22 protein-coding genes are annotated in these 25,378 nt (G+C 68.9%); 9 read left to right on the top strand and 13 right to left on the bottom strand.

Annotated elements, in window-relative coordinates; translation table 11 throughout:
• Positions 1–103: 103 nt before the first annotated feature.
• The 3 genes from HFL01S_RS00920 to HFL01S_RS00910 all read left to right on the top strand — a co-directional run bounded on the left by HFL01S_RS00920 (position 104) and on the right by HFL01S_RS00910 (position 2,857).
• On the top strand, positions 104–1,258 hold the full coding sequence (locus HFL01S_RS00920; RefSeq protein ID WP_169802297.1) for a cation:proton antiporter: 1,155 nt from the start codon (positions 104–106) through the stop codon (positions 1,256–1,258).
• A 7-nt stretch (positions 1,259–1,265) separates the two neighbouring features.
• A complete protein-coding gene (locus tag HFL01S_RS00915) occupies positions 1,266–2,384 on the top strand; it encodes a YbdK family carboxylate-amine ligase (RefSeq protein ID WP_066253337.1) in 1,119 nt (372 codons plus the stop codon).
• Between the two features lie 200 nt (positions 2,385–2,584).
• Positions 2,585–2,857 carry a hypothetical protein gene (locus HFL01S_RS00910; protein WP_084383005.1) on the top strand — a complete coding sequence of 91 codons (273 nt, stop codon included), beginning with the start codon at positions 2,585–2,587 and terminating at the stop codon, positions 2,855–2,857.
• Here HFL01S_RS00910 and HFL01S_RS00905 read toward each other — a convergent pair whose 3' ends face one another.
• Entirely contained in the window at positions 2,858–3,670 is an 813-nt protein-coding gene (locus HFL01S_RS00905; protein ID WP_066253334.1) for an ABC transporter permease, read from the bottom strand.
• Positions 3,670–4,605 carry an ATP-binding cassette domain-containing protein gene (locus HFL01S_RS00900; RefSeq protein ID WP_066253331.1) on the bottom strand — a complete coding sequence of 312 codons (936 nt, stop codon included), beginning with the start codon at positions 4,603–4,605 and terminating at the stop codon, positions 3,670–3,672. The genes HFL01S_RS00905 and HFL01S_RS00900 overlap by 1 nt, the downstream gene beginning before the upstream one ends.
• Before the next feature lie 124 nt (positions 4,606–4,729).
• Here HFL01S_RS00900 and asd point away from each other — a divergent pair, with 124 nt between their 5' ends.
• Positions 4,730–5,596 carry an archaetidylserine decarboxylase gene (gene asd / locus HFL01S_RS00895; RefSeq protein WP_066253795.1) on the top strand — a complete coding sequence of 289 codons (867 nt, stop codon included), beginning with the start codon at positions 4,730–4,732 and terminating at the stop codon, positions 5,594–5,596.
• Between the two features lie 19 nt (positions 5,597–5,615).
• Complete coding sequence (gene purT / locus HFL01S_RS00890) at positions 5,616–6,818, top strand: formate-dependent phosphoribosylglycinamide formyltransferase (protein ID WP_066253328.1); 1,203 nt, start codon at positions 5,616–5,618, stop codon at positions 6,816–6,818.
• 10 nt (positions 6,819–6,828) lie between these two features.
• Here purT and HFL01S_RS00885 read toward each other — a convergent pair whose 3' ends face one another.
• From HFL01S_RS00885 to HFL01S_RS00860, 6 genes are all read right to left on the bottom strand, one after another.
• Positions 6,829–7,458, bottom strand: a complete 630-nt coding sequence (locus HFL01S_RS00885; RefSeq protein WP_066253322.1) for a DUF2238 domain-containing protein — start codon at positions 7,456–7,458, stop codon at positions 6,829–6,831.
• A gap of 31 nt (positions 7,459–7,489) precedes the next feature.
• Positions 7,490–8,698 (bottom strand): ABC transporter permease, encoded by a 1,209-nt coding sequence (locus tag HFL01S_RS00880; protein ID WP_066253319.1) that lies wholly within the window; start codon positions 8,696–8,698, stop codon positions 7,490–7,492.
• A complete protein-coding gene (locus HFL01S_RS00875; protein ID WP_245644717.1) occupies positions 8,688–9,419 on the bottom strand; it encodes an ABC transporter ATP-binding protein in 732 nt (243 codons plus the stop codon). The genes HFL01S_RS00880 and HFL01S_RS00875 overlap by 11 nt, the downstream gene beginning before the upstream one ends.
• 98 nt (positions 9,420–9,517) lie before the next feature.
• Positions 9,518–10,819, bottom strand: a complete 1,302-nt coding sequence (locus HFL01S_RS00870) for an efflux RND transporter periplasmic adaptor subunit (protein WP_066253790.1) — start codon at positions 10,817–10,819, stop codon at positions 9,518–9,520.
• A gap of 19 nt (positions 10,820–10,838) precedes the next feature.
• Complete coding sequence (locus tag HFL01S_RS00865; RefSeq protein WP_066253317.1) at positions 10,839–12,281, bottom strand: efflux transporter outer membrane subunit; 1,443 nt, start codon at positions 12,279–12,281, stop codon at positions 10,839–10,841.
• 108 nt (positions 12,282–12,389) lie between these two features.
• Entirely contained in the window at positions 12,390–13,886 is a 1,497-nt protein-coding gene (locus HFL01S_RS00860; protein ID WP_066253316.1) for an AMP nucleosidase, read from the bottom strand.
• Between the two features lie 80 nt (positions 13,887–13,966).
• Between HFL01S_RS00860 and HFL01S_RS25605 the strand changes: the two genes are divergently transcribed.
• Positions 13,967–15,508 carry a hypothetical protein gene (locus HFL01S_RS25605; protein WP_245644712.1) on the top strand — a complete coding sequence of 514 codons (1,542 nt, stop codon included), beginning with the start codon at positions 13,967–13,969 and terminating at the stop codon, positions 15,506–15,508.
• A gap of 52 nt (positions 15,509–15,560) precedes the next feature.
• Positions 15,561–16,850 (top strand): MgtC/SapB family protein, encoded by a 1,290-nt coding sequence (locus tag HFL01S_RS00850; protein ID WP_245644711.1) that lies wholly within the window; start codon positions 15,561–15,563, stop codon positions 16,848–16,850.
• Here the strand turns inward: HFL01S_RS00850 and gorA are convergent.
• From gorA to HFL01S_RS00835, 3 genes are all read right to left on the bottom strand, one after another.
• The gene (gorA, locus tag HFL01S_RS00845) at positions 16,840–18,246 is read right to left on the bottom strand and encodes a glutathione-disulfide reductase (protein WP_066253310.1); all 1,407 of its coding nucleotides are present in this window, start codon (positions 18,244–18,246) and stop codon (positions 16,840–16,842) included. The genes HFL01S_RS00850 and gorA overlap by 11 nt on opposite strands.
• Before the next feature lie 71 nt (positions 18,247–18,317).
• Positions 18,318–18,857, bottom strand: coding sequence for a hemerythrin domain-containing protein (locus tag HFL01S_RS00840; RefSeq protein ID WP_084383003.1), 540 nt, complete (start codon positions 18,855–18,857; stop codon positions 18,318–18,320).
• 123 nt (positions 18,858–18,980) lie between these two features.
• The gene (locus tag HFL01S_RS00835) at positions 18,981–19,832 is read right to left on the bottom strand and encodes a 3-hydroxybutyryl-CoA dehydrogenase (protein ID WP_066253307.1); all 852 of its coding nucleotides are present in this window, start codon (positions 19,830–19,832) and stop codon (positions 18,981–18,983) included.
• A 149-nt stretch (positions 19,833–19,981) separates the two neighbouring features.
• On the opposite strand from HFL01S_RS00835, the gene HFL01S_RS00830 reads away from it, so the two are divergent.
• Both HFL01S_RS00830 and HFL01S_RS00825 read left to right on the top strand, forming a co-directional pair.
• Positions 19,982–21,619, top strand: coding sequence for a GMC family oxidoreductase (locus HFL01S_RS00830; RefSeq protein WP_066253304.1), 1,638 nt, complete (start codon positions 19,982–19,984; stop codon positions 21,617–21,619).
• A gap of 16 nt (positions 21,620–21,635) precedes the next feature.
• Positions 21,636–21,938 carry an antibiotic biosynthesis monooxygenase family protein gene (locus HFL01S_RS00825; RefSeq protein ID WP_066253301.1) on the top strand — a complete coding sequence of 101 codons (303 nt, stop codon included), beginning with the start codon at positions 21,636–21,638 and terminating at the stop codon, positions 21,936–21,938.
• Between the two features lie 9 nt (positions 21,939–21,947).
• On the opposite strand, the gene HFL01S_RS00820 is transcribed toward HFL01S_RS00825, so the two are convergent.
• Both HFL01S_RS00820 and rocF read right to left on the bottom strand, forming a co-directional pair.
• Entirely contained in the window at positions 21,948–24,239 is a 2,292-nt protein-coding gene (locus HFL01S_RS00820; RefSeq protein WP_066253298.1) for a S8 family serine peptidase, read from the bottom strand.
• A gap of 168 nt (positions 24,240–24,407) precedes the next feature.
• Positions 24,408–25,337, bottom strand: coding sequence for an arginase (gene rocF, locus HFL01S_RS00815; RefSeq protein ID WP_066253293.1), 930 nt, complete (start codon positions 25,335–25,337; stop codon positions 24,408–24,410).
• Positions 25,338–25,378: the final 41 nt, after the last annotated feature.

Below are 25,378 nucleotides of genomic sequence, written 5' to 3'. Positions count from 1 at the left end.
CATGACAGCACCCTCCCGGGGTGGTACACCCGGGGGCCGGGGCGCCGCCCCCCAACCATTCTTTTCCTGCATGGTGACCGACTTTCCCTTTCTTCTTCAGTCCATGGCCTGGCCCCTGGTGCTGCTGCTGGCCTGGTACCTGGGCGAGCGGCTGCACGAATGGGCCAATCTGCCGCGGGTGACCAGCTACGTGGCGGTGGGCCTGGTGGCCAGCCTGATCAACCTGCCGGGTCTCACCGACGCGGTGCCGGGCCTACCCTTCCTAGCCAACGTGGCGCTGTCGCTGCTCCTGTTCGAACTGGGTTACCGTATCCACCTGCGCTGGTTCCGCCACAACCCCTGGGTGCTGGCGCTGGGGCTGGTGGAGTCGGTGGTGACCTTCGCCACGGTGTACTGGGTGTCCGGGCTGTTTGCGCTGCCCACAGACACGCGGTTGATCATCGCGGCGCTGTCGGTGTCCGCCTCGCCGGCCGGCATCGTGCGGGTGGCCAACGAGATGCGCAGCGCCGGCCAGGTGACCGAGCGCGTGCTGCACCTGTGCGCGATCAACTGCCTGGTGGCCGTGCTGGCGCTCAAGCTGGTCATCGGTTACTGGCACCTCTCGACCTCGGGCGACCTGGTGCTGGCGGCGTTCGGCAGCGTGCATGTGCTGGTCACCTCGGTCGCCGTGGGGGCGTTGCTGGGTGTGGGCATGCCCGCGCTGCTGCGCTCGCAGCGCATCCAGGAGCGCGACGTGACCCTGGTGTTCGCGCTCGCGGTGGTGCTGCTGACCACCATGGCCTATGGCCTGAAGCTCTCGCCGCTGCTGGCCGCACTGACCTTCGGCATCGTGGCGCGCGAACGCCGCGTGCACCTGACCAACGCGCAGCGTGGCTTTGGCACCGCGGGCGACATGCTGACCCTGTTCCTGTTCGTCTACATCGCCGCCCTGCTGGACTGGAGCGAAATCGGTGGCGGCGTGCTGCTGGGGCTGGCGCTGATCTTCGTGCGCATCGCCACCAAGGTGGTGTGCAACGTGGCCGCGGCACGCCTCTCGGGCAGCACCGAGCGCAAGGGCCTGCTGACCGGCCTGGCGCTCACGCCGATGTCGGCCTTTGCGATCCTGCTGCTGGAGCAGAGCCGTCTCTACGGCTTCGAACCCGCCCGCCAGGTGCTGATGGCCCTGGCCTTCATGATGGTGCTGCAGGAGCTGTTCGGTCCGCTGGTGACGCAGCGCGCCCTGCAGGCCGCGCGCGAAACGCATGTGACCCGGGAGTGACGCAGACATGCCGCTGGAAACCTTCAAGGCCTCCGAATCTCTCACGCTCGGCGTCGAGCTCGAACTGCAGCTGGTCAACACCTACGACATGGACCTCTCCAGCAGCGCCAACGACCTGCTGGAGTTGCTGCGGCGCAAGCCCTTCCCGGGGGTGGTCACGCCCGAGATGACGCAGAGCATGATCGAGATCGCCACCGACGTGCAGCACCTGCACGGTCCGCTGCTGGCGCAGCTGCGCGAGATCCGCGACACCCTGGTGCACGCGGGCGACCGCCTCAACATCGCGCTCGCCGGGGGCGGCACGCACCCGTTCCAGCGCTGGTTCGAGCAGCGCATCTTCTCCAAGCCGCGCTTCGAGCAGCTCTCGGGTCTCTACGGCTACCTGGCCAAGCAGTTCACGGTGTTCGGACAGCACGTGCACGTGGGCTGCAGCTCGCCCGACGAGGCGCTGTTCCTGCTGCACTCGCTCAACCGCTATGTGCCGCACTTCATCGCGCTGTCGGCGTCCTCGCCGTTCTTCCAGGGCGTGGACACGCTGTTCGACTCGGCGCGCCTGAACTCGGTGTTTGCGTTTCCGCTCAGCGGCCGCGCGCCCTTCACGCTCAGCTGGGACGAGTTCGCCAACGTGTACTTCACCAAGATGGAGAGCACGGGCGTGGTCAAGTCCATGAAGGACTTTTACTGGGACATCCGGCCCAAGCCCGAGTACGGCACCATCGAGCTGCGGGTCTGCGACACGCCGCTGACGGTGGAGCGCGCCGCGGCGCTGGCCTGTTACCTGCAGTGCCTGTGCCGCCACCTGTTGCAGCGCGACGAGCCACCGCCGGTCGAGGACGACTACCTCGTCTACACCTACAACCGCTTCCAGGCCTGCCGATTTGGTCTTGACGGCATGATGGTCAACCCCAAGACGCGCGAGCAGATCAGCATCCGGGAGGACATCCTGGCCACGCTGCGCAAGCTCGGCCACCACGCCGATGTGCTGGAGGCGCAGGCCGCGCTGGACGAGGTTGAACGCACGGCGGCGCGCGACGGCAACCACGCCACCTGGCTGCGCAAGTGCTATGCCGAGAGCGGCAGCGTGCAGGGGGTGGTGGCGGCGGCGGTGGACGCGCTGCGCGCCTGACAGGGGTCGTTAGGCGGGGCCGGCTGGGGCCCCGCTCGGCGGAAAACTGACAGGTGATTTCCGTTTATCTCACGGCTTGTCAGGCAATTTCCTACAACGCGAATGGCGAGGCGCCGACTTAACGGCTTGAAACAGGATGAATACAGTTTGTCACATCGACAAACGCCTTGTTTTCACCCCGTTTTCTCCAGGACATCGCCATGAACTCCACCGCCAGCCTCAACCCCTTCGTCCTCATGCTCGATCCGGAAGCCGTGATCACGGCCATGGAAAGCAGCCGCGATCTGCGTGGCCTGCGCCACCGCGTGTGCCGCCCGCTGGACAAGCCCCTGATCCCGATCACCCACCGCACCCTCACCCAGCGCAAGGCCATCCGCGCCTACGACGCTGCGATCGACAACGAAGTCTTCATGGACTCCGGCGTCGAGTTCTACGCCGCGGCCCAGCCGGCCCTGCAGCTTGCCGTGCACTGATCACTTCGCAAAGCGTTTGCGGGTCAGCGCCAGCGCGACCCAGAACGCGCCGACCGCGTAGACCGCCAGCACCGCCAGGTGCACCAGGGGCCGATCGGGCCACTGGTCCATGAACAGGGGGCGCACCAGCGCGACGGCATTGGTCAGCGGCAGCCATTCGGAGATGGCGCGCACCAGACCCGGCAGCTGTTCCCGGGGAAAGAAGACACCCGAGAGGAACATCATGGGTGTCAGGAACAGCGTGAAGTAGTAGGTGAAAAAGTCGTAGCCCTGGGCCAGCGCGTTGAACACCAGGGCGATGCACGAGAAGGTGATGCCCGCCACCAGCAGGACCGGCAGCACCAGCAACAGCTTCGGTGAATGGCTGATGCCCAGCGCCAGCATCACGCCCAGGATGGCCAGCACCGTGAACAGGGCCTTGAAGGCCGCCCACAGCATTTCGGCCAGCACCACGTCGTCCAGCCGCACCGGGGCGTTCATGATGCCGTCCCAGGTCTTCTGCACATGCATGCGCGAGAAGGCGGAGTACAGCGCCTCGAAGCTGGCCGCGTTCATCGCGCTCATGCAGATGCTGCCGCTGGCCAGGAACAGGATGTAGGGCACGGCCTGTTCACCCTGGGGCGTGGACAGGGTCACCTGGCCCACCAGCGCGCCCATGCCGTAGCCGAAGGCCACCAGCCACATCAGCGGCTCGGCGATGTTGCCGACCAGGCTGGGCAGCGCCAGCTTCTTCCAGACCAGCAGGTTGCGCTGGAACACGGGCCACCAGCGCATCGAGAGGCGTGGGGCGGACCAATGGGATGGGTTGCTCATCAGCCGTCCTCGCGGATCTGTCGTCCGGTCAACTTCAGGAAAAGGTCTTCCAGGTTCGCCGGCCGGTGCAGGGTGCGCAGATCGTGCAACGGCGCCAGCGCCTGCAGCAGCGAGCGCGCGTCCTGGGTGTAGAAGAACACCGTCTCGCCGCTCACCTCGACCCGCCCGGCCAGCTGACGAAGGGCGGCGTGTGCCGGCGCGTCGTGCAGCGCCAACGCACCCGCGCCGTAGACCTCCACCACCTCGGGCTCCAGGTGCTGCGCGATCAGCTCGCGCGGCCGGCCCTCGGCGATCTTGCGGCCGTGGTCCAGCACCAGCAGGCGCGAACACAGGCGCTCGGCTTCGTCCATGAAATGCGTCGTGAGCAGGATGCTCTTGCCCTGTTGCAGCAACAACTGCAGCCGCTCCCACATCAGGTGCCGCGCCTGCGGGTCCAGCCCGGTGGTGGGTTCGTCGAGCAGCAGCAGTTGCGGGTCGTTGACCAGCGCGCGCGCCAGCGACAGCCGCCGCTTCATGCCGCCCGAGAGTTCGCCGGGTTTGGCGTCGGCCTTGTGCGACAGCGCCGCAAACTCCAGCAGCCTCGGAATGCGCGCGCGAACGGCCGCGTCCTTCAGGCCGAAGTAGCGGCCGTACACCAGCAGGTTCTCGGCGCAGGAGAAGTCCGGGTCCAGCGTGTCCATCTGGCTCACCACGCCCAGGCGCTGCTTGACCGCCAGCGCCTCCTGCGGCATGGGCAGCCCGAAGGCCGTCACTTCGCCGGCATCCGGCGCCGTCAGCCCCAGGCACATGCGGATGGTGGTGGTCTTGCCGGCACCGTTGGGTCCGATCACGCCCAGGCACTCGCCCGGCGCGATGCCGAACGAGAGACCATCGACGACGGTCTGGCCGCCATAGCGCTTGACCAGGTCCCGGCACTCGAACAGCAGTTCACTCATGGCGGCCGATTGTGCCGTGCCCGCCTTGCCCTTGCGGGCGGAAATGGCGGGTGAAAACGGCCGTCCTACAATGCCGGCTTCCCGGCCGAACGGTCGTCTGACGCCGCGTCCGGCGCGCTCCAAAGTGTCCCTTCCCCCCGCCGTCGCCCTGCAATACCTGCTGCCCAAAACCGCGATCACGCGCTTTGCCGGCTGGTGTGCCCACTCGCGCGCCACCTGGTGGACGCACAACGTGATTCCCTGGTTCATCAAGCGCTACGGCGTCAACATGGACGAGGCCGCCAATTCCGACCCGCGCAGCTACGCCACCTTCAACGAGTTCTTCACCCGGCCGCTTCGCGCCGGTGTGCGCCCGCTGGCGCCCGAGGGTTTTGTGTGTCCGGTCGACGGCGCGATCAGCCAGTTCGGCGACATCAAGGACGACCAGATCTACCAGGCCAAGGGCCACCGCTACAGCACCCGCGCGCTCGTGGGGGGCAACGCCGGCCTGGCCGCGCAGTTCCGTGGCGGCTCCTTCGCCACCATCTACCTCAGCCCCAAGGACTACCACCGCATCCACATGCCCAGCAACGCGCGGCTGCGGCGCATGATCTACGTGCCCGGCGAGCTGTTCTCGGTGAACCCGGTGACGGCAGCGCACGTGCCCGGCCTGTTCGCGCGCAACGAGCGCGTGGTCTGCGTGTTCGATGTGCCGCACGGTGTCAACGGCGAGACCCGTCCGTTTGCGCTGGTGCTGGTGGGCGCCACCATCGTCGGCAGTATGGCCACCGTCTGGCACGGTGTGGTCAATCCGCCGCGCACCCGCAACGTGCGCGAATGGACCTACGACGACGAGCCTTGCCTGCTGCAGCGCGGCGAGGAAATGGGCTGCTTCCTGCTGGGTTCCACGGTCGTGATGCTCTGGCCGAAGAACACCATCGATTTCCACCCGCGCTGGTCGGCCGGCCGCCCAGTGCGCATGGGCGAGGCCATGGGCCTTGCCGCCCCCTGACGTTTTTTCGAGGACCCTCATGACGACGCTTGGTACACCCCTCTCGCCCTCCGCCACCCGCGTCATGCTGCTGGGCAGCGGCGAGCTCGGCAAGGAAGTGCTGATCGCGCTGCAGCGCCTGGGCGTGGAGACCATCGCGGTCGACCGCTATCAGAACGCGCCGGGCCAGCAGGTGGCGCACCACGCGCGCACCATCACCATGAGCGATCCGGCGCAGCTCAAGGCGCTGATCGAGGCCGAGCGCCCGCACCTGGTGGTGCCCGAGATCGAGGCCATTGCCACGCCCATGCTGGAGCAGCTGGAAGCCGCCGGCACGGTGACGGTGATCCCGACCGCGCGCGCCGCCCGCCTGACCATGGACCATGAAGGCATCCGCCGCCTGGCGGCCGAGACCCTGGGCCTGCCGACCAGCCCCTACAAGTTCTGCGACTCGCTGGCCGAGCTGCAGGCGGCCATTGACGCCGGCATCGGCTACCCCTGCATCGTCAAGCCGGTGATGAGCTCCAGCGGCAAGGGCCAGAGCAAGATCGACGGCCCGGCCGACGTGCAGAAGGCCTGGGACTACGCGATGGCCGGTGGCCGCGTGAGCCATGGCCGTGTGATCGTCGAAGGCTTCATCGATTTCGACTACGAGATCACGCAACTCACCGTGCGCGCCAAGGGCGCCAGCGGCGAGACCGACACCCACTTCTGCGAACCCATCGGCCACGTGCAGGTCAGTGGCGACTACGTGGAAAGCTGGCAGCCCATGGCCATGAAGCCGGCCGCCATCGAGAAGTCGCGCCAGATCGCCAAGGCCGTGACCGACAACCTGGGCGGCCTCGGCCTGTTCGGCGTGGAGCTGTTCGTCAAGGGCGAGCAGGTCTGGTTCAGCGAGGTCAGCCCGCGCCCGCACGACACCGGCCTGGTGACCCTGTGCACGCAGCACCAGAGCGAGTTCGAACTGCACGCCCGCGCCATCCTGGGTCTGCCGGTGGACACCAGCCTGCGAAACCCGGGCGCCAGCGCCGTCATCTACGGCGGCGTCGAGGCGCAAGGCATCGTCTTCGACGGCGTGGATGACGCACTGCGCGTGCCCGGCACCGACCTGCGCCTGTTCGGCAAGCCCGAGAGCTTCACCAAGCGCCGCATGGGCGTGGCGCTGGCGCGGGCAGCCGACACCGACACCGCGCGCGCCAACGCCAAGCTGGCGGCGGGCAAGGTCAAGCCGCGCCAGGCCTGAGCTCCTTCTTTCAGGGGCGCTGCACCAGCCGCGCCAGCTGGGCGTCGTGCCAGCGCGCCAGCAGCGGCTGTGCCACCACAGCGCCGACGAAGGCCAGCGCCATGTCCTTCTGTGTGTCCCAGGGGTCGCCCTGGGTGCCGAGGAAGGCATCGGCGCCCGCGCCCATCGCGACCGCCGCGCCCCATTCGATCAACTCATAGAGCGCGCTGATGCCGCCGCAGGCCAGCACCACGATCGCGAACAGCCACTTGCCTGGCCTGAGCGCCGTCTGGCGCAGCAGCAGTTCGCGCGCCACCATCGCGGGCACGAAGCCCTGCGCAAAGTGACCGACACCGTCGTAGGGGTTGCGTGCCAGCCCGAACCAGTCCTGCCTCCAGAACCCCAGCGGCACCTGGGCGTAGGTGTAGTGGCCACCGAGCATCAGGATCAGGGCGTGCACGAAGATCAGACCGTAGAGCAGGGGCGTGAGCGGAAAACGCCGCCGGCTCAGCCACAACAGCGGCAGCACCACGACGACCGGCGCCACCTCCATCGCCCAGGTGTCCAGTTCCAGAGGGTGCCAGGCCGACAGGCCCAGCAAGGCGATCAGGGCAATGGACCAGAGCGTCAGGCCGCGCGCGTCGAGGGTGGGGGAGGACATCGGCGGATCATATCGATCCGCCGTGCCGGACTCACTCGTGGCGCAGGGCGTCGATCGGATTGAGCCGCGCCGCGCGCCGTGCCGGGAAGTAGCCGAACAGCACGCCGATGGCGGCCGAGAACAGGAAGCTCAGCAGGTTCACCCCCAGGTTGAACTGGTAGGGCACGTCCATCACCGCCGACAGCGCCACCGAGGCGCCGGTGGCCAGAACGATGCCCACCAGGCCGCCGAGCGCGGCCAGCACCACGGCCTCGATCAGGAACTGCAGCAGCACCTCGCGCTCCAGCGCGCCGATGGCCAGGCGCAGGCCGATCTCGCGGGTGCGCTCGGTCACGCTCACCAGCATGATGTTCATGATGCCGATGCCGCCCACCAGCAGGCTCACGGCGGCCACCGCGCCGAGCAGCATGGTCATGATCTTCGTCGTGCCCGAAAGCGTTTCGGCCAGCTGCTTGGTGTCCAGCACGTTGAAGTTGTCCTCGTCGGTCTCGGCCAGTTTGCGGCGCTCGCGCAGCAGCTGCGTGATCGAGGCGGTCACGCGCGAGGCGTCGGCGCCATCGCTCATCGACACCAGCAGGGTGTTGACGCGGGTGTGGCCGACGATGCGGCGCTGCAGCGTCTTGATGGGCATCAGCACCATGTCGTCCTGGTCGTTGCCGAAGGCGCCCTGGCCCTTGGATTCGAGCGTGCCGATGACCTCGCAGCTCATGGCCTTGACCCGCAGCTGGCCGCCCACGGCGCTGGTGCTGCCGAACAGCTCGCGCTGCACCGTCTGGCCAATCAGGCAGACCGCCCCACCGGCGCGCAGCTCGTCGTCGCTGAAGTTGCGGCCGTCGGCGATCTTCCAGTTGCCGGTGACCAGCCAGTCGTTGGTGCTGCCGATCACGCTGGAATTCCAGTTGCGTCCATTGGCCACCAGGGTGGTGCCGGTGCGGGCTTCGGGCGCCACCGCCAGGATGCCGCTGACCTGACCCATGATGGCCTCGCCGTCGCTCTCCTTGAATGCGGGCGCACCGCCGCCGCCGCCGCCCGGCCCCATGCGCTGGCCGGGCCGGACCTGCAGCAGGTTGGTGCCCAGGCCCGCGATCTGGTTCTGCACCGCCGCGGTGGCGCCGTTGCCGACCGTGACCATGGTGATCACGGCGCTGACACCGATCACGATGCCCAGGATGGTGAGGAAGGAGCGCAGCAGGTTGCGCCGGATCGAGCGCAGCGCCAGGATCAGGGTGTTAAGCCACATGGCTGTCTCCCTCTGACTGGCGTTCGCGCAGCATGTGCGGCACCGGGTTGCGCACGTCGCTGGCGACCACGCCGTCAACGAAGCGCACCATGCGGCGCGCGTACTCGGCCATGTCGGGCTCGTGCGTGACCATCAGCACCGTGATGCCCTGCTCGGTGTTCAGGCGCCAGAGCAGTTCCATGATTTCGTGGCTGCGTTGCGTGTCGAGGTTGCCGGTCGGCTCGTCGGCCAGCAGCACCTGCGGCTCGGTGACGATGGCGCGCGCGATGGCCACGCGCTGCTGCTGACCACCGGAGAGCTCGCCCGGCGTGTGGTGCTCCCAACCTTTGAGGCCGACCTTCTCCAGCGCCGCGTGCGCCGCCGAGTGCCGTAGGGCCGCGGGTTCGCCGCGGTAGACCAGGGGCAACTCGACGTTCTCCTGCGCCGAGGTGCGCGCCAGCAGGTGGAAGCCCTGGAACACGAAGCCGAAGTAGCGTCGGCGCAGGCGCGCACGCTGGTCGCGCGACAGCGTCTCCACGTGCACACCGCGGAACAGGTATTCGCCACTGGTGGGCACGTCCAGGCAGCCCAGCGTGTTCATCGCGGTCGACTTGCCCGATCCGCTGGGGCCCATGATCGCCACGAAGTCGCCCTGCTGGATGTCGAGGTCGACCCCCTTGAGCGCCTGGAAGGCGGTGTTGCCCTCGCCGTAGGTCTTGGTGATGCCGCGCAGGCGGATCAGCGGGGTGTCGTTGACCGGGCGATCCGGCGCCGGGCCGCCCCAAGCCGGATCAGCCCCCCCGGGGGGCAGCGACCCGCGCAGCGGTGGAGCGTGGGGGCTCACGGCGTAGCCCCACTGCGTTGTTCCGTGATGACCGCCATGCCTTCGGTCAGGCCTTCGCCGCTGACCTCGGTGTTGCGACCGTCGCTGATGCCGGTCTTCACCGGTTTGGCCACGGGCTGGCCGTTCTCCAGCACCCAGATCTGGCGCGGGCCGCCACCGCGGCGGTCCATGCCGGCGGTCTTGGGGCGCGTGTTCGGGGGGCGCGGCATCATCTTCGAGAGGATGCTGCCGCCACTGGCTGGGGCGGCGCCGTTGGACGACGCGGGCGAAAAGCGCAGCGCGGTGTTGGGCACCAGCAGCACGCCCTTGGCTTCCTTGGCCACGATGGTCGCCGCCGCGGTCATGCCCGGGCGCAGGCTCAGGTCGGCGTTGTCGACGTTGAGCGTGGTGGTGTAGGTGACGACGTTGTCGGTCTTGGTGGAGCCGAAGGCCACGCGCTGGATGGTGGCCGGGTAGCGCCGCGCCGGGAAGGCGCTGACGGTGAACGTCGCCTTCTGGTCGACCTTGACGTTGCCGACGTCGGCCTCGTCCACCGCCACGTCCAGCTTGAGCTGGGCCAGGTCCTCGGCCAGGGTGAACAGGGTGACCGCCTGCAGCGAGGCGGCCACCGCGTTGCCCGGATCGACCGAGCGCGAGAGCACCACACCACTGATGGGCGAACGGATCGAGGCCTTGGACAGGTTGGTCTCGTTGGTCGACAGCGCGGCGCGCGCCTCGTTGACCGATGCCTGGGCGGCCGCCTCGGCGGCCACGGCGCGGTCCACGGCTGCCTTGGCGCTGTCGAGTTCGGTGGCCGAGGGCACCTTGCCACCCGACAGGCGCGCGACCTCCTCGAAGCGCGCCAGCGTGGCGCGGGCCTCGCGGGCCGTGGCCACTGCCTGGGCCAGCTGCGCCTGGGCCGAGGCCAGGCCGGCGCGCACCTGCGTGACCTGGTCCTGCAGCTTGGCGGTGTCCAGCTCCACCAGCACCTGGCCCGCCTTGACGCGGTCGTTGACGTCGACCAGCACCCGCTTGACCGTGCCCGAGAGTTCGCTGCCCACGTTCACCGAGCGGGTCGGCTGCAGCGTGCCGTTGGCCGCGACGGTGAGCGTGATGTCGCCGGCCTTGAGCGGTTCGGTCACGTAGACGGGCGCGGCCTTGGCGTTCTTCTGCGACTGCCAGACGTAGAGGCCGCCGCCGGCCAGCGCCAGCGCCGCGACCGCGATCCAGGTCGAGGCGCGCTGCCACCAGCGGGGCGGACGGTCTTCGCCCAGCAGGTTCTGGACGTCGGCGGGGGTGGAGGTCTTCTTGGCGTTCATGGTCATCGGGAGAAATCGGTCAGCGGGTGGCGCTCGGTGCGGCGGTGTCCGGGGTCCAGCCACCGCCCAGGGCCTTGTAGAGACGGACGTGGCCGGTGGCGAGCGAGGCCTGGGCGCTGGCCACGCTGTCCTGCGCGGACAGCAGGGTGCGCTGGGTGTCGAGCACGGTGCGGAAATCGATCAGGCCGCTCTGGTAGCGCTGGCGCGCCAGCAGCTCGGCGTTGACGGCGGCCTCGGCGGCGGTCTGCAGGCGGGCCAGGCGCTCGCGGTCGCCCTGGATGGCGACCAGCGCGTCCTCCACGTCCTGCAGCGCGGTCAGCACGGTGCTGGCGTAGCCGGCACGCGCCTGTTCCAGCGCCGCCTCCTGCGCGCGCATCTGCGCCTTCGCTGCACCACCGTCCAGCAGCGGCGCCGACACGCTGGCCAGCAGGGAGCGCACCACGGAGGCGCCGTCGGTCAGGGTGCCCAGCGTGAGCGCGGACAGGCCGAGCGAGCCGCCGAGCCGGAAGCTCGGGTAGCGCGCGGCGTCGGCGGCCACCACCCGCGCCAGTGCGGCGCTGATGCGGTGTTCGGCGGTGCGCACGTCGGGGCGCTGGCGCAGTGTCTCGGCCGGCAGCGAGAGTGCGATGTCGGCGGGCGGCTGCGGCACCGGCGCGACCGCGCCCAGCGTGGCGTCCAGCGCGCCGGGCGCCTGGCCGGTCAGCACCGACAGCGCGTTGCGGGCCTGGGCCAGGCTGGTCTGCAGCGCGGGGATCTGGGCCTGGGTCTGCGCCTGTGCGGCAATGGCCTGTTCCAGGTCGAGCGAGGAGGCCAGGCCGGCCTGCACCCGCCAGCGCGTGATCTGCAGGGTCTCGGACTGGGCGGCCAGGTTGCGCTGCGCGATGTCCAGCCGCGACTGCAGACCGCGCAGCTCGATCAGCGACGCGGCGACCTCGGCCGCCAGCGACACCTGCACATCGGCCAGGCTGGTTTCGGAGGCGCGGGCCTCGGCCTCGCTGGCGTCCAGGCTGGCGCGGTTGCCGCCGAAGAGATCGGGCTCCCAGCTGGCGTCGAAGCCGGCCTGGAAGCGGCTGCTGGCGTCCGCCGTGCCCGAGCGGCTGCGCTGGGCCGAACCCGAGGCGCTGAGCGAGGGGCCGTTGTTCGCCTGCTGCACGTCGCGCTGGGCGCGCGCCTGGAGCAACGCGGCCTGTGCGCTGCGTACGCCGGGATTGGCCTGCAGCGCCTGGGTGACCAGCGCGCCCAGGGCGGGGTCGTTGAAGCGTTGCCACCACTGGGCCAAGTCGGTGGCGGTGGACGAGGAGGTGTTGGTGGTGGCCCCGGTGGACCAGGTGGCCGGCACGGCGATTCCGGCGGACTCCGCGGAGGGCGTGTTCGGGGTGGCACAGGCGCCCAGCAGGGCGGCGGCGGACAGGGCCAGCAGCAGGGCCCCCGGCCGGTGCCGTGACGGAAGGGCAGAGGTCATCGGTTCGTTCATGGTGTGGTGCCGGAGGACCGGCGCTGGGTCCCCATTGTGCGCAGGCACCCCGAAGGGACCGTGACCGGTGTGTGAAGTTCCGGTAAAGCGGCGGGCTTACTGGAACGCCACCTCGGCAAAGCTGCGCAGCTTGCGGCTGTGCAACTGGTCCACCCCGCCGGCGCGCAGCAGTTCCACCGCGCGGATGCCGATGCGCAAATGCTGGTCCACCCGCTCGCGGTAGAAGTGGTTGGCCATGCCGGGCAGTTTGATCTCGCCGTGCAGCGGCTTGTCACTCACGCACAGCAGGGTGCCGTAGGGCACGCGGAAGCGGAAGCCATTGGCGGCGATGGTGGCACTTTCCATGTCCAGTGCGACGGCACGCGATTGCGAGAAGCGGCGCTGGGGCGTGTTGTCCGGCAGCAGTTCCCAGTTGCGGTTGTCGGTGCTTGCCACAGTGCCGGTGCGCATGATGCGTTTGAGCTCCTGCGGCGGCACGCCGGTGACGTCGGCCACGGCCTGTTCCAGTGCGACCTGGATCTCGGCCAGCGCGGGAATCGGCACCCACAGCGGCAGTTCCTCGTCGAGCACATGGTCCTCGCGCACGTAGGCGTGGGCCAGCACGTAGTCGCCCAGCTGCTGGCCGTTGCGCAGGCCGGCGCAGTGGCCCAGCATCAGCCAGGCGTGCGGGCGCAGCACGGCGATGTGGTCGGTGATGGTCTTGGCGTTGGCCGGGCCGACGCCGATGTTGACCATGGTGATGCCCGAGCGGTCTTCGCGCAGCAGGTGGTAGGCCGGCATCTGCGGCAGCCGGGGCAGGGCCTTGCCCAGCGCGTCAATCGCTTCGGTGCTCAGGCCGGCGCGGCGCGTGACCAGGTTGCCCGGCTCGACGAAGGCGACGTAGTCGCTGTGCGGGTCGGCCATCTCGGCGTGGCCCAGCTTGATGAACTCATCGATGTAGAACTGGTAGTTGGTGAACAGCACGAAGTTCTGGAACCAGTCGGGCGAGGTGCCGCTGTAGTGGCGAAGGCGCTGCAGCGAATAGTCGACGCGCGGCCCGGTGAACAGCGACAGCGGGTGCGGCTCACCGGGTTTGGGTTCGTGCGTGCCGTTGGCGATGCCGTCGTCCATCACGGTCAGGTCGGGCAGGTCGAACACGTCGCGCATCAGGGCGCGGCGCTCGGGCCCCATCTCTCCTTCCACATGCTCGTGTTCGGCGAAGGAGAAGTGGATCGGGATCGGCTGCGTGCTGGTGCCCACCTCCAGCTTGCCGTCGTGGTTGGACAGCAGCAGGCGGAACTGCTCCAGGTAGTAGTCGCTGTAGAGGTCGGGGCGGGTCAGCGTGGTTTCGAAGCGGCCCGGGCCGGCGACGAAACCGTAGCTCAGCCGGCTCTGCAGCCCGGCCTCCTGCCGCGAGACACTGCGCGAGTGCAGCCGAACGAAGGGGTAGCAGGCGCGGATGCGGGCGCCACCGGGCTCGGCACCCGCCACGAAGTCGTGCATGGCTTCGCGCAGGAAGGCGACGCTGCTGTCGTAGATGTGCTGCACCTGGGCCAGCGCGGCGGCCGGGTCGTCGAACAGCTGGGGTGCGATGAAGGTCGGGGATTTGTGCATGGGGCTATTGTGTGGCCAGGTGTTGTTACAGGGCCGGCGGGGGCCGGTGGCACACTGTGCTGTTGTTGTGGGGCACCCCGATGAATCCGATCCGGACACCGTTTTCTGCCATCTCCCGTCTGTCCCTGGTGGTCGCCTGCGGGGCGCTCCTGTTCTCGCTGGTGGCCTGCGGCGGCGCATCCGACGGTGTGGACGGCCCGGCAGAGGCACGCAGCAAGTCGGCCGCGCTGGACGAGTCCGGCAGCCCCAAGGCGCAGGGGACGGTGCCGGTCTACCGGTTCTACAACCGGGCCACGGGCGCGCACTTCTACACGGCCAGTGCCAGCGAGCGGGACCGCATCCGTGCCACGCTGCCCGTCATGTCCTACGACGGGCCGGCGTTCGAGGCCAGTCCCGTGGCCGCCGCAGGCCTCAGCCCGGTGCACCGCTTCTACAACCGTCAGACCGGCGTGCACTTCTACACCATCAGCGAATCGGAGCGGGCGCAGGTGCAGGCGAACCTGCCGCAGTTCCTCTACGAGGGCATCGCCTACTACGCGAGCACGGTGGCTGGGCCGGGGCTGCGGCCACTCAGCCGCTTCTACCTGGCGGGCAAGGGCTACCACTTCTATACCGTCACCCCGACCGAGGTGGCCTACCTGCCGCAGTACGCCTATGAGGGCACGGGCTACCACGTGTTCGGCACCGAGCCGGCCACCATCCGCAGCTACGGCAACTTTGCGCGGGCGGCGCTGGGGCCCGGTGCCCCGCTGTACGGTGCGCTGTCCTTCCCGGCCGACAACCCCTGGAACCAGGACGTGTCGGCGTTGCCGGTGGACCCGAACTCTGATGCGCTGATCGCCAGCATCGGGCTGGACACCGGCCTGCACCCGGACTTCGGATCCGGTTTCTGGGAAGGGGCACCCATTGGCATTCCCTATGTGGTGGTCTCGGGCGCACAGGCCCGGGTGCCGATGGTCTGGACCGCATATGGGGACGAGAGCGATCCGGGGCCGTATCCGGTGCCGGCGGACGCCCCCGTCGAGGGTGGGCGGTCCAGCAATGGTGACCGCCATGTGATCGTGATCGACCGGGACAATCAGCGCCTTTACGAAATCGGTCGGGCGTTCCCGCAGACCGGTGGGTCGTGGTTCGCGGACGTCGGCGCACTGTTCCACCTGGGCAGCAACAACGTGCGGCCGGGCGGGCAGCCCGGCTGGACCAGCGCCGACGCCGCAGGGCTGCCGATCTTTCCCGGTCTGGCGCGCTACGAGGAAGCCGCGCTCGGCCCAGGCGGCATCGCCCACGCGCTGCGCTTCACGGTGCAGCGCAGCCGGCGCGCCTACGTGCCGCCGGCCACGCACTGGGCGTCGTCGAACACCAGTGCGAACCTGCCACCCATGGGTATGCGCGTGCGTCTGAAGGCCAGCTACGCCATTCCGCCGACCTTCAGCACCGAGACCCGGGCGCTGCTCACGGCCATGAAGACGCACGGCATGTTCGTGGCCGACAACGGCAGCAACTGGTACGTCAGCGGCGCGCCCGACCCGCGGTGGAACAACGACAGGCTCAACAGCGAGCTGCGCCAGGTCCAGGGCCGTGATTTCGAGGTGGTGCGCATGGACGGGCTGGTCACGCCCTGAGACGCTGACGCTACAGTGGCGGCAGCCTGGGTTCTTCCGCTGCGCCATGTCCATGACCGATCCCTGGGGCTTTGTGCCCGACACACCTGCCGCCGCTGTGCTGGCGGTCGCGCTCGGCTGCGGCCTGCTGGTGGGCATCGAGCGCGAGCGGCGCAAGGGCAGTGGCCCGAACCGGTCGTTCGCTGGTCTGCGCACCTTTGCGGTGACCAGTGTGGCCGGTGCTGCGGCGGCGTTGACCCAGATCGGCGGGCTGGTGGTGGCCGGTGCCCTGCTGGTGATCGGCCTCACCCTGCTGGCCTACCAGCGCGACCGCTCCGGCGACCCCGGCGCGACGACCGAGATCGCGCTGCTGCTGACCTACCTGACCGGTGTGCTTTGCGTGTGGAGCCCGCCGCTGGCGGCCGGCCTGGCCGTGGGCCTGACCGCGCTGCTGGCCGGGCGCGAGCGCCTGCACCGCTTCGCCCTGCACTGGCTGCGCCCGGGCGAGGTGCGCGGTGGCATTGTGCTGGCCGCCCTGGTGCTGATGGCGCTGCCTCTGGTGCCCGACCAGCCGCTGTGGGGCACGCCGCTGAACCCGCACAAGGTGGTGCAGCTGCTGGTGCTGCTGCTGGCCGTGCAGTCGGTGGCGCACCTGGCGGCGCGGCTGCTTGCCGCGCACCACGCGGTGGCGGTGTCGGCGCTGGCCTCGGGCTTCGTGTCCAGCACCGCCACCATCGCCACGATGGGGCTGGCGGTGCGCGAGCAGGGCGCCAGCCCGCGCCTGATGGCCGGTGGCGGCCTGCTGTCCTGCGTGTCCACCCAGCTGCAGCTGCTGCTGGTGGCTGCGGCCATGCAGCCGGCCTGGCTGGCGCGGCTGTGGCTGCCGGCGCTGGTGGGGGCTGTGGTGGTGGCGCTGTGGGGCTGGGTGCTGTTGCGCGGCGCACCGCCCGATGGCGACGGGCTGGTGGTGTCGTCCCCGCGCATCGAGGGACTGTCCGTGCGCGGTGACGACCGCATGTTCAGCCTGCGCGGTGCCGCGGCCGTGGCTGTGCTGCTCAGCAGCGTCCAGCTGGTGGTGCACGCCTTGCAGCGCTGGCTGGGCGACGCGGGCCTGGTGGCGGGGGCGCTGGTGGCCGCGCTGGCCGACCTGCATTCGGCGCTGGCGGCGGTGTTCTCGGCCGCCACGCCGGTGTCGGGGCCGGCCGGCGTGTGGGCCGTGGCGCTGGCCTTGCTGGTGCATGCGGCGAGCAAGAGCGTCACCGCGGGGCTCACCGGGGGCATGGCCTATCTGCGCTGGCTGGCACCGGGCCTGTGGCTGCACACGGTGCTGGTGGCGGTCGGGTTGCTGTGGTTCAGCTTTTGACCGGTTCGCGCATCGTCACGAACTCTTCGGCCGCCGTCGGGTGGATGCCGATGGTGCTGTCGAACACCGCCTTGGTGGCGCCCGCCTTCATCGCCACGGCAAAGCCCTGCACGATCTCGCCGGCCTCGGCACCGACCATGTGCAGGCCCACCACGCGGTCGCTGGCGGTGTCCACGATCAGCTTCATCAGCGTGCGTTCGCTGCTGCCCGACAGCGTGTGCCGCAGCGCCTTGAACTCGCTGCGGAAGACGGTGACGGCGCCGAATTTCTCGCGCGCCTGCGCCTCGCTGTAGCCCACGGTGCCGATGCTGGGGTGGGTGAACACGGCGGTGGGAATGAACTCGTAGCCCATGCTGCGCGGAGTCTTGCCGGGGGCCGGGCCGAACAGCTGGTCCACTACCACCATGGCCTCGCCCAGTGCCACGGGCGTGAGCTGCACCCGGTTGGTCACGTCGCCCACGGCCCAGATGCTGGGCACGTTGGTGCGGTAGTGTTCGTCCACCATCACCTCGCCCTGCGCCCCCTGGGCCACGCCCACGGCTTCCAGCCCCAGGCCCTGCACGTTGGGCTTGCGGCCGGTGGCGTAGAGCACAGCGTCGGCCATGACGGTGTTGCCGCCTTCGCACTCCACGTGCAATCCTTCGTCGGTCTTGCGGACATCCACCACATCGGCATTGAGCCGCAGATCGACGCCGGTCTTGACCATCTCGCCGGCCACGAAGTGGCGGATCTCGTCGTCGAAGCCGCGCAGAACCTGTTCGCCGCGGTAGAGCTGGGTGACCTTGGCCCCGAGGCCGTTGAAGATGGACGCGAACTCGCAGGCGATGTAACCGCCGCCGACCACCAGCAGGCGCTGCGGGAACGGCTCCAGATCGAACACCTCGTTGGAGGTGATGACGTGCTCGCGCCCGGTGAAGTGCGGCACGAAGGGGGTGCCGCCGGTGGCGATCAGGATGTTCGCGGCCGTGAAGGACTGGTGGCCGGGTGTGCCGTCGGCATTCAGTGTGGCCACGGTGAGGGCGTGTGGGCCGTCGATGCGCGCAAAGCCGTTGAGGACCGTGACGCCCGAGCCGCGCAACAGGTTGGCGTAGACACCGTTGAGGCGGCCGATTTCCTTCGCGCGGTTGGCCTTGAGGGTGGACCAGTTGAAGGTGGGGGCGCCGTCCAGCTCCCAGCCAAAACCGCGCGACTCGTTGAATGCATCGTGGTAGTGGGCCGCGTAGCTGTAGAGCTTTTTGGGGATGCAGCCCACGTTGACGCAGGTGCCGCCCAGGCCATCGGTGCCCAGGGTCTCGGCCAGGGCAACGCGCGCGCCGCGCCCGGCGGCCATGCGGGCGGCGCGCACGCCGCCGCTGCCGCCACCGATGACAAAGAGATCGAAGTCGAAAGAACTCATGGCTTCAGGTGCAGGACAGGAAGCCGGTCAGTGTACGGGGGCACCTCCTGGCACCTCTGCAGCAGGGGCTCTCAGGCGAGGGCGCGCACCTCGTCCTGGGCCATCACGCGCCGCCGCGCCATCTCGCGACCCATGCCGATGGTGTCGATGCCGACCAGCCGCTTCCTGGCCTCCGGGTAGGCCAGCGATTCCTCCAGCAGGATGTGGTCCAGGTACAGCGCCTCGAACACCTCCAGCGCATGCCGAAGCTCGACCGGGTCGAACCAGAGGTTGCCGTTGGTCGCCGCTTCGAGCGAGGGCGCGATCTGGATCCAGTTCTCCTCCAGCCAGCCGTGGTCCTGGATCAGGTGCTCGGCCGCCTGCACGACCTCGGCGTCCTGGCTGGCCAGCAGGGAGGGAAAGATGTGCTTTTCTTCGTCCAGGTGGTGCTGGCGCGCTTCGTTGTTGAAGTAGTTCAGCACGCGGCGGGCCAGCGCCCGGTTGGCCGCGTTCAGGCCTTCGGATTCGATGGCATCCACCAGCCCGTGCAGCTGCTGCACATGGCCCTGGATGTCCTGGTGGGTGCTGTCGAGGAATTCGAAGATGGCGATGGAGACGGGGGCAGCGCTCATGGGGGACTCCTTGGTGACGTGGAATCCATTCTGGAGACGTGGCGCCGCCGCAAATTGATCTGCCTCAAACAGAAAGCCCGCCGAAGCGGGCTTCCGATGAAGTGCAATGCGGCGCGGGGGGCGTCAATACGTATACACGCCGCGGCCGGTTTTCCGGCCCAGCCAGCCGGCCGCCACCATCTCCTTGAGCAGCGGCGCGGGGCGGTACTTGCTGTCGTTGAATTCGGCCATGTAGACGTTCATCACCGCAAGACACACGTCCAGGCCGATCATGTCGGCCAGCGCCAGCGGGCCGATGGGCTGGTTGGTGCCCAGCTTCATGCCGGCGTCGATGTCTTCCGGCGTGGCGATGCCTTCGGCCAGCACGAAGAAGGCCTCGTTGATCATGGGCACCAGGATGCGGTTGACCACGAAGCCGGGGGCGTTCTTCACCGTGATCGGCGTCTTGCCCTGGGCCTCGGCCAGGGCCTTGACGGCGTCGTGCGTGGCGTCGCTGGTCTGCAGGCCGCGGATGATCTCCACCAGCGCCATCATGGGCACGGGGTTGAAGAAGTGCATGCCGATGAACCTGTCGGCGCGTTTCGTCGCGGCGGCCAGCTTGGTGATGCTGATCGAGCTGGTGTTGGTGGCCACGATGACCTCGGGCGCCAGGATGCCGTCGAGCTGCTGCAGGATCTTGACCTTCAGGCCTTCGTTCTCAGTCGCGGCCTCGATGACGAGTTGCGCGCCCTTGAGGTCGTCGTAGCTGGTCGAGCCTGTGATCAGCGCCAGCGCTGCAGCCTTGCCCTCGGCGGTCAGCTTCTCTTTCTTGATCAGGCGGTCCAGGCTGCCGGCCACCGTGGCCAGGCCCTTGTCCACCGCGGCCTGGGCCACGTCGACCATGACCACGCGGATGCCGCTGACGGCGCAGGCCTGCGCGATGCCGTTGCCCATGGTGCCGGCGCCGATGATGCCGACGGTCTGGATGCTGCTCATGAGGGAATCACTCCTGGAAGATGAGGGTAAAGACGGAGGCGCTCTAGGCGGGCCAGCCTACTGCGGCGAAAGGCCCTGTGCTACCTTGCCCCGCATTGTCGCGCAGCGTCTTGCAACGGCATGACAGGCGCGCGACGCCAGGAGATTTCATGTTCGATTACATCGTCGTGGGCGGCGGATCCGCCGGCAGCGTGCTGGCCGGCCGCCTGAGCGAGGACCCGGCCGTGCGTGTGGCGCTGCTCGAAGCCGGGCCGCCGGACCGCAGCGTGCTGATCCACTGTCCTGCCGGGCTCGCGGTGATGGCCAAGTACCAGCTCAACGGCTGGGACTATTCCACCGTGCCGCAGCCAGGCCTGCACGGCCGGCGGGGTTACCAGCCGCGCGGCAAGGTGCTGGGCGGCTCCAGCTCCATCAACGCGATGATTTATGCGCGCGGCCACGCGAGCGACTACAACGCCTGGGCTGCCGAGGGCAACCCGGGCTGGTCGTTCAACGAGGTGCTGCCGTATTTCAAGCGCGCCGAGCACAACGAGCGCGGCGCCGACGACTGGCATGGCAGCGGTGGCCCGTTGAACGTGATGAACCTGCGCTCGCCCAACCCGGTGCTCCCCGACTTCGTCGAGGCCGGCCGCCAGGCGGGCTACCCGGTCAACACCGACTTCAACGGCGCCGAGCAGGAGGGCGTGGGCGTCTACCAGGTCACGCACAAGAATGGCGAACGCTTCAGCGCCGCCAAGGCCTACCTCACACCGCACCTGGGGCGCAGCAACCTGCGGGTGATCACGAACGCGCTGACCACGCGTGTGGTGACGGAACAGAGAGGCGGGCGTCCCGTGGCGGTGGGAGTCGAATACCGGCCCGATGGCGGCCGTGGGGCGCTGCAGACCCTGGCCCTGAACCCGGGTGGCGAGGTGCTGCTCAGCGCGGGCGCTTTCGGTTCGCCGCAGCTGCTGATGCTCTCGGGCATTGGCCCGGCCGCGCACCTGTCGGAACATGGCATTGCCGCGGTGCACGAACTGCCCGGCGTGGGCGGCAACCTGCACGACCACCCCGACGTGGTGATGGTGGTGAACGCCCCCCGGCTGACGTCACTGTTCGGCATTTCGCCGAGCGGCGTCGCCGACATGGTCAAGGGCGTGTTCGAGTGGCGCAGCCGCCGCAGCGGCATGCTCACGACCAACTTCGCCGAGGCCGGGGGCTTCATCCGCAGCGCGCCCGAGGAGGCGATCCCCGACCTGCAGCTGCACTTCGTGGTCGGCAAGCTGGTCGACCACGGCCGCAAGACCGTGCTCGGCCACGGTTACTCCTGCCACGTCTGCCTGCTGCGCCCCAGGAGCCGCGGCACGCTGCGCCTGGCCAGCAGCGACCCGCAGGTGGCCCCGCTGATCGACCCGGCCTTCCTGCAGGATCCGGACGACGTGGCGCGGCTGGTGCAGGGTTTCAAGCGCATGCGCGCATTGCTGCAGCAGCCGGCGCTGGCGCGCCATGGCGGCATCGAATCGGCCGCCTCGCGCGACGCGCAGAGCGATGCTCAGATCGAGCAGTTCATCCGCCACCACGCCGACACCATCTACCACCCCGTGGGCACCTGCCGCATGGGGCCGGACCCGGCGGCGGGCGCCGTGGTGGACGCGCGGCTTAAGGTGCACGGTGTGGACGGGTTGCGCGTTATCGACGCGTCGGTCATGCCCTGCGTGGTCGGCGGCAACACCAATGCCCCGGTGGTCATGATGGCTGAGAAGGCGGTGGATATGATCCGCGACGATTGCCAGGCCGCTGTGGCCTGAGTCTCCAGGAGCCCACATGATTCTTGAACACGCCGACATCCGCATCGACACCGCCAAGGCGGCCGACTTCGAAGCCGCCGTCCTGCGCGGCGCCAGCACCGTCATCGCCCAGGCCAAGGGCTTTCAGGGCTTCAAGGTCAACCGCAGCATCGAAAGCCCGGGCCGTTACATCCTGACCATCTACTGGGACACGCTGGAGGACCACACCGTGGGTTTCCGCCAGTCGCCGGCCTTCGCCGAGTGGCGTGCCATCGTCGGCCCGTTCTTCCTGCAGCCGCCGGTGGTCGAGCACCTGGAGCTGGTCGGCAAGTCGGAATGAGGCCCGCGGCTACTGGCGGCGGAAGTTCGCCGCAACCGTGGTCGCCGCCCTTACCGTGATGGTGCAGGGCCCGGTTCCGCGGCAGGCCCCCGCCCAGCCCACGAATGTCGAGCCCGCCGCTGGTGTCGCGCTGAGCACCACGGTGGTGCCGCTGAGCAAGGTCTGTTTGCAAGAGTTGGCGCACACCTGACCTGCGGGGGTGATGGCGACAAGGCCGCTGCCGCTGCCGGCGCGCACATAGCTCAGGACATAGGGGATCTTCTCGAAGACGGCTCCGACGGCGACGTCGGCCGACAGTTTCACCTTGCAGGTCCCGGCGCCACGGCAGGCACCGGTCCAGCCCATGAACCTCGATCCACTGGAGGCTTTGGCCGTCAGGGTGATGGTGCTGGCCACGGGCTGCAGCGTGGCGCATGCAGCACCGCAGGCGATGCCGCCTGGTTTGCCAGTGACGACTCCCGAGCCATTGCCCGCGCGTCCTATGGACAGGGTGTGTCGCGTGGCACTGAACGTTGCGACGACGCTGCGGGCGCCCACCATGCTCACGACACAGCTGCCCGTGCCGGCGCAGGCGCCGCTCCAGCCCGCAAAGCGCGCGTTGGGGCCGGGAGTGGCCGTGAGCGACACCGTGCTGCCACCCATGTAGGTCGCACTGCAGACGCTGCCGCAGGAGATGCCCCCCGATGAGGCGGTGACGCTGCCCGTCGCGTTGCCGCTGCGGGAGACGGACAGGGTGTACGAGCCAGCCTGGAACTGGGCATCCACCTGTCTGGCTTCGCTCATGCTCAGGGTGCACGCGCCACTTCCGCTGCAGGCCCCAGACCACCCGCCAAAGGTGGATCCCGCAGAAGGCGTGGCGGTGAGGGTCACGGTGGTGTTGTCGGCGAAAGTCTCGCTGCAGTCACCGCCGCACAGCACGCCCGCAGGCGAGGATGACACGATGCCGGATCCGGTACCGCTGCGCGTGGTTGTCAGCGTGCGGGGCGTGGCGGTGAGGGCGCCGGTCTGCAGGCGCTTGAGTCCCGAAACGGAGCCTCCTGGTCGGGTGTCGTTCACCACCAACCCTTGCACCTTGAGCGTGCTCAGCCCGTCGGCGACAGAAATGGCGGGCTGAAGCTGCCTAAGTTGGGCCCAGGCCCCTGCCACATGAGGAGCCGCCATCGAGGTGCCGTTGTACAGGGCATAGCCGCCGCCCGGCACCGCCGAGCGGATGTAGCTCCCAGGCGCCACCAGCGACACGAAGGAGGCGACGTTTGAATATGACGCGATGCCGCCGACCCCCGTGCCACACGCACTGCCGTCAGGTCCCGCGTCGCAGTGGGCGGCCACGCTGATCGCACTTGAAATGCAGGCCGGCGCAGACATGGCGCTCTTGTAGCCGCTGTTGCCGCTGGCAATGACCGTCGCGACGCCAGCCGCGCGCAGGTTGTCGATGGCCGCCTTCAGGGCCACATGCTGTGAGTCACAGGTGCTGCTGTACTGGCCAGCCCCGAGACTCATGTTGACGGCAGCGATATTGAGTGTGTCCTTGAGCAGATAGACCCGTTCCAGCGCCTTGATCTGGTCGCTGGTGTAGGACATAACCGCGTTGGAGGCGGGGAAGAAGCTGAACACCTGGATCGAGAGCAGGTTGGCGCCCGGCGCCACCCCTCGGCCACCTGCTGCATCGCTGCGTCCGGCCACGATGCCGGCCACGTGGGTGCCGTGGCTGCAGCCGTTGATGGAGGTGGCACAGTGCACGCCGGCACCCGACGACGTGCTGGCCGGCACGCCGCCGGGACACAGCGACTTCGATTGCGTGGTGGTGGACGAGTAGCAGGCCTCGGACACCACCGCGCCCGCCAGCATAGGGTGGGACTTGTCGACACCAGTGTCCAGCACCGCCACGGTCTGGCCTGCGCCCGTGGCGCCCGAGGCCCATGCCGTGGGTGCGCCGATCATGGCCGTGCTCTCGGCCAGGGCCAGCGGCATCGCCACATCTTCCTCGATCGAGGCGACCAGAGGCGACGCCATCAGGCGGGCCAGCGTGTTGGCATCCACCTCGGCTGCGAGGTGGGGCTGCAAACTGAAGGTGCTGAGGATTTTGGCGTTGCTGCCACGGAAGTAGCTGACTTCCAGGGTCTTCTGCGCCTGCGCCACACGCAGCCGCTTGCTGGCGGTGGGCAACGCTGACGTGGATTCGGACCTGGGCGTGCTGACTTTGAGACCGATGATGACCCGTGCCTGGCCCTGTGCTGCGGTGATGGCCGCCAGCCGGTCCAGCTGTTCCGAAGGTTGGGGTTGAGCGTGCAGTGAGCCCATACCCAGGACACCAGCCAGCAACGCACCACCCACGCGAACAGACACACGCAAAACCATGAAAGACCTATGACCGCCACGGTCCTCCGTCGGGGGGTACAAGCCGGGCTGATCTTGCTCTATCGGCTTTCGGTGCCAGAACTTGAGGCTGGTGCTGTTCGGCTCGGTGGTTCAGGCTTGCGGTGAGCTCTTCCGCATCAGCGTGGACTTGCCGAACAGGCTCTCGATCAGGTCCACCGCCAGCTCGGCCGTGCGGTTGCGCAGGTCCAGCGCCGGGTTGAGTTCCATCACGTCCAGCGAGGCGAGCCGTCCGGTGTCGGCGATCATTTCCATGCACAGCTGGGCCTCGCGGTAGGTGGGGCCGCCGGGCACGGTGGTGCCCACGCCGGGCGCGATCTCGGGGTCCAGGAAGTCCACGTCGAAGCTCACATGCAGGTGGGTGTTCTCGTCCAGCCCCATCAGCGCCTGTTCCATGGTGTGGCGCATGCCCATCTCGTCGATGTAGCGCATGTCGAAAACCTCCAGCCCCACCTCGTGCACGAAGCGCTTCTCGCCCGGGTCCACGCTGCGGATGCCGATCTGCCGCACCACGTCCGGCGCAATGGCCGGCGTGTGGCCACCGATGCCGGTGAGCACCGCCGGGCCGTGGCCGCACAGGCAGGCCACCGGCATCCCGTGGATGTTGCCGCTTGGGGTGAGTTCGGCGGTGTTGAAGTCGGCGTGCGCGTCCAGCCAGAGCACGCGGAGCTGCTTGCCCGTTTCGCGGCAGTGGCGGGCCACCGCGCTGATGGAACCAATCCCCAGGCAGTGGTCACCCCCCAGCACGATGGGCAGGCGGCCCTGGGCGAGTTCGGCGTGTACCGCGTCGTGCAGCGCGGTGTTCCAGGCCACCACTTCGGGCAGGTGGCGGTAGCCGTCGACCGGCGGTTGCCAGGGGTTGGAGGGGCCGCCCAGATTGCCGCGGTCGATCACCTGCAGGCCGTGGCTTTCCAGCACCGCCTGCAGGCCGGCCACGCGCAAGGCCTCGGGTCCCATGGAGGCGCCGCGCGCGCCGGCGCCGATGTCGGTGGGAACGCCGATGAGGCTGACGGGAAGGTTCATGGTCGGTTCGTTGGTGGAAGACGGGTCAGTGTAGGAACGGC

The organism is Hydrogenophaga flava NBRC 102514 (assembly GCF_001571145.1).
Classification (GTDB): Bacteria; Pseudomonadota; Gammaproteobacteria; order Burkholderiales; family Burkholderiaceae_C; genus Hydrogenophaga; species Hydrogenophaga flava.
This window is presented reverse-complemented; position numbering and strand designations above follow the sequence as displayed.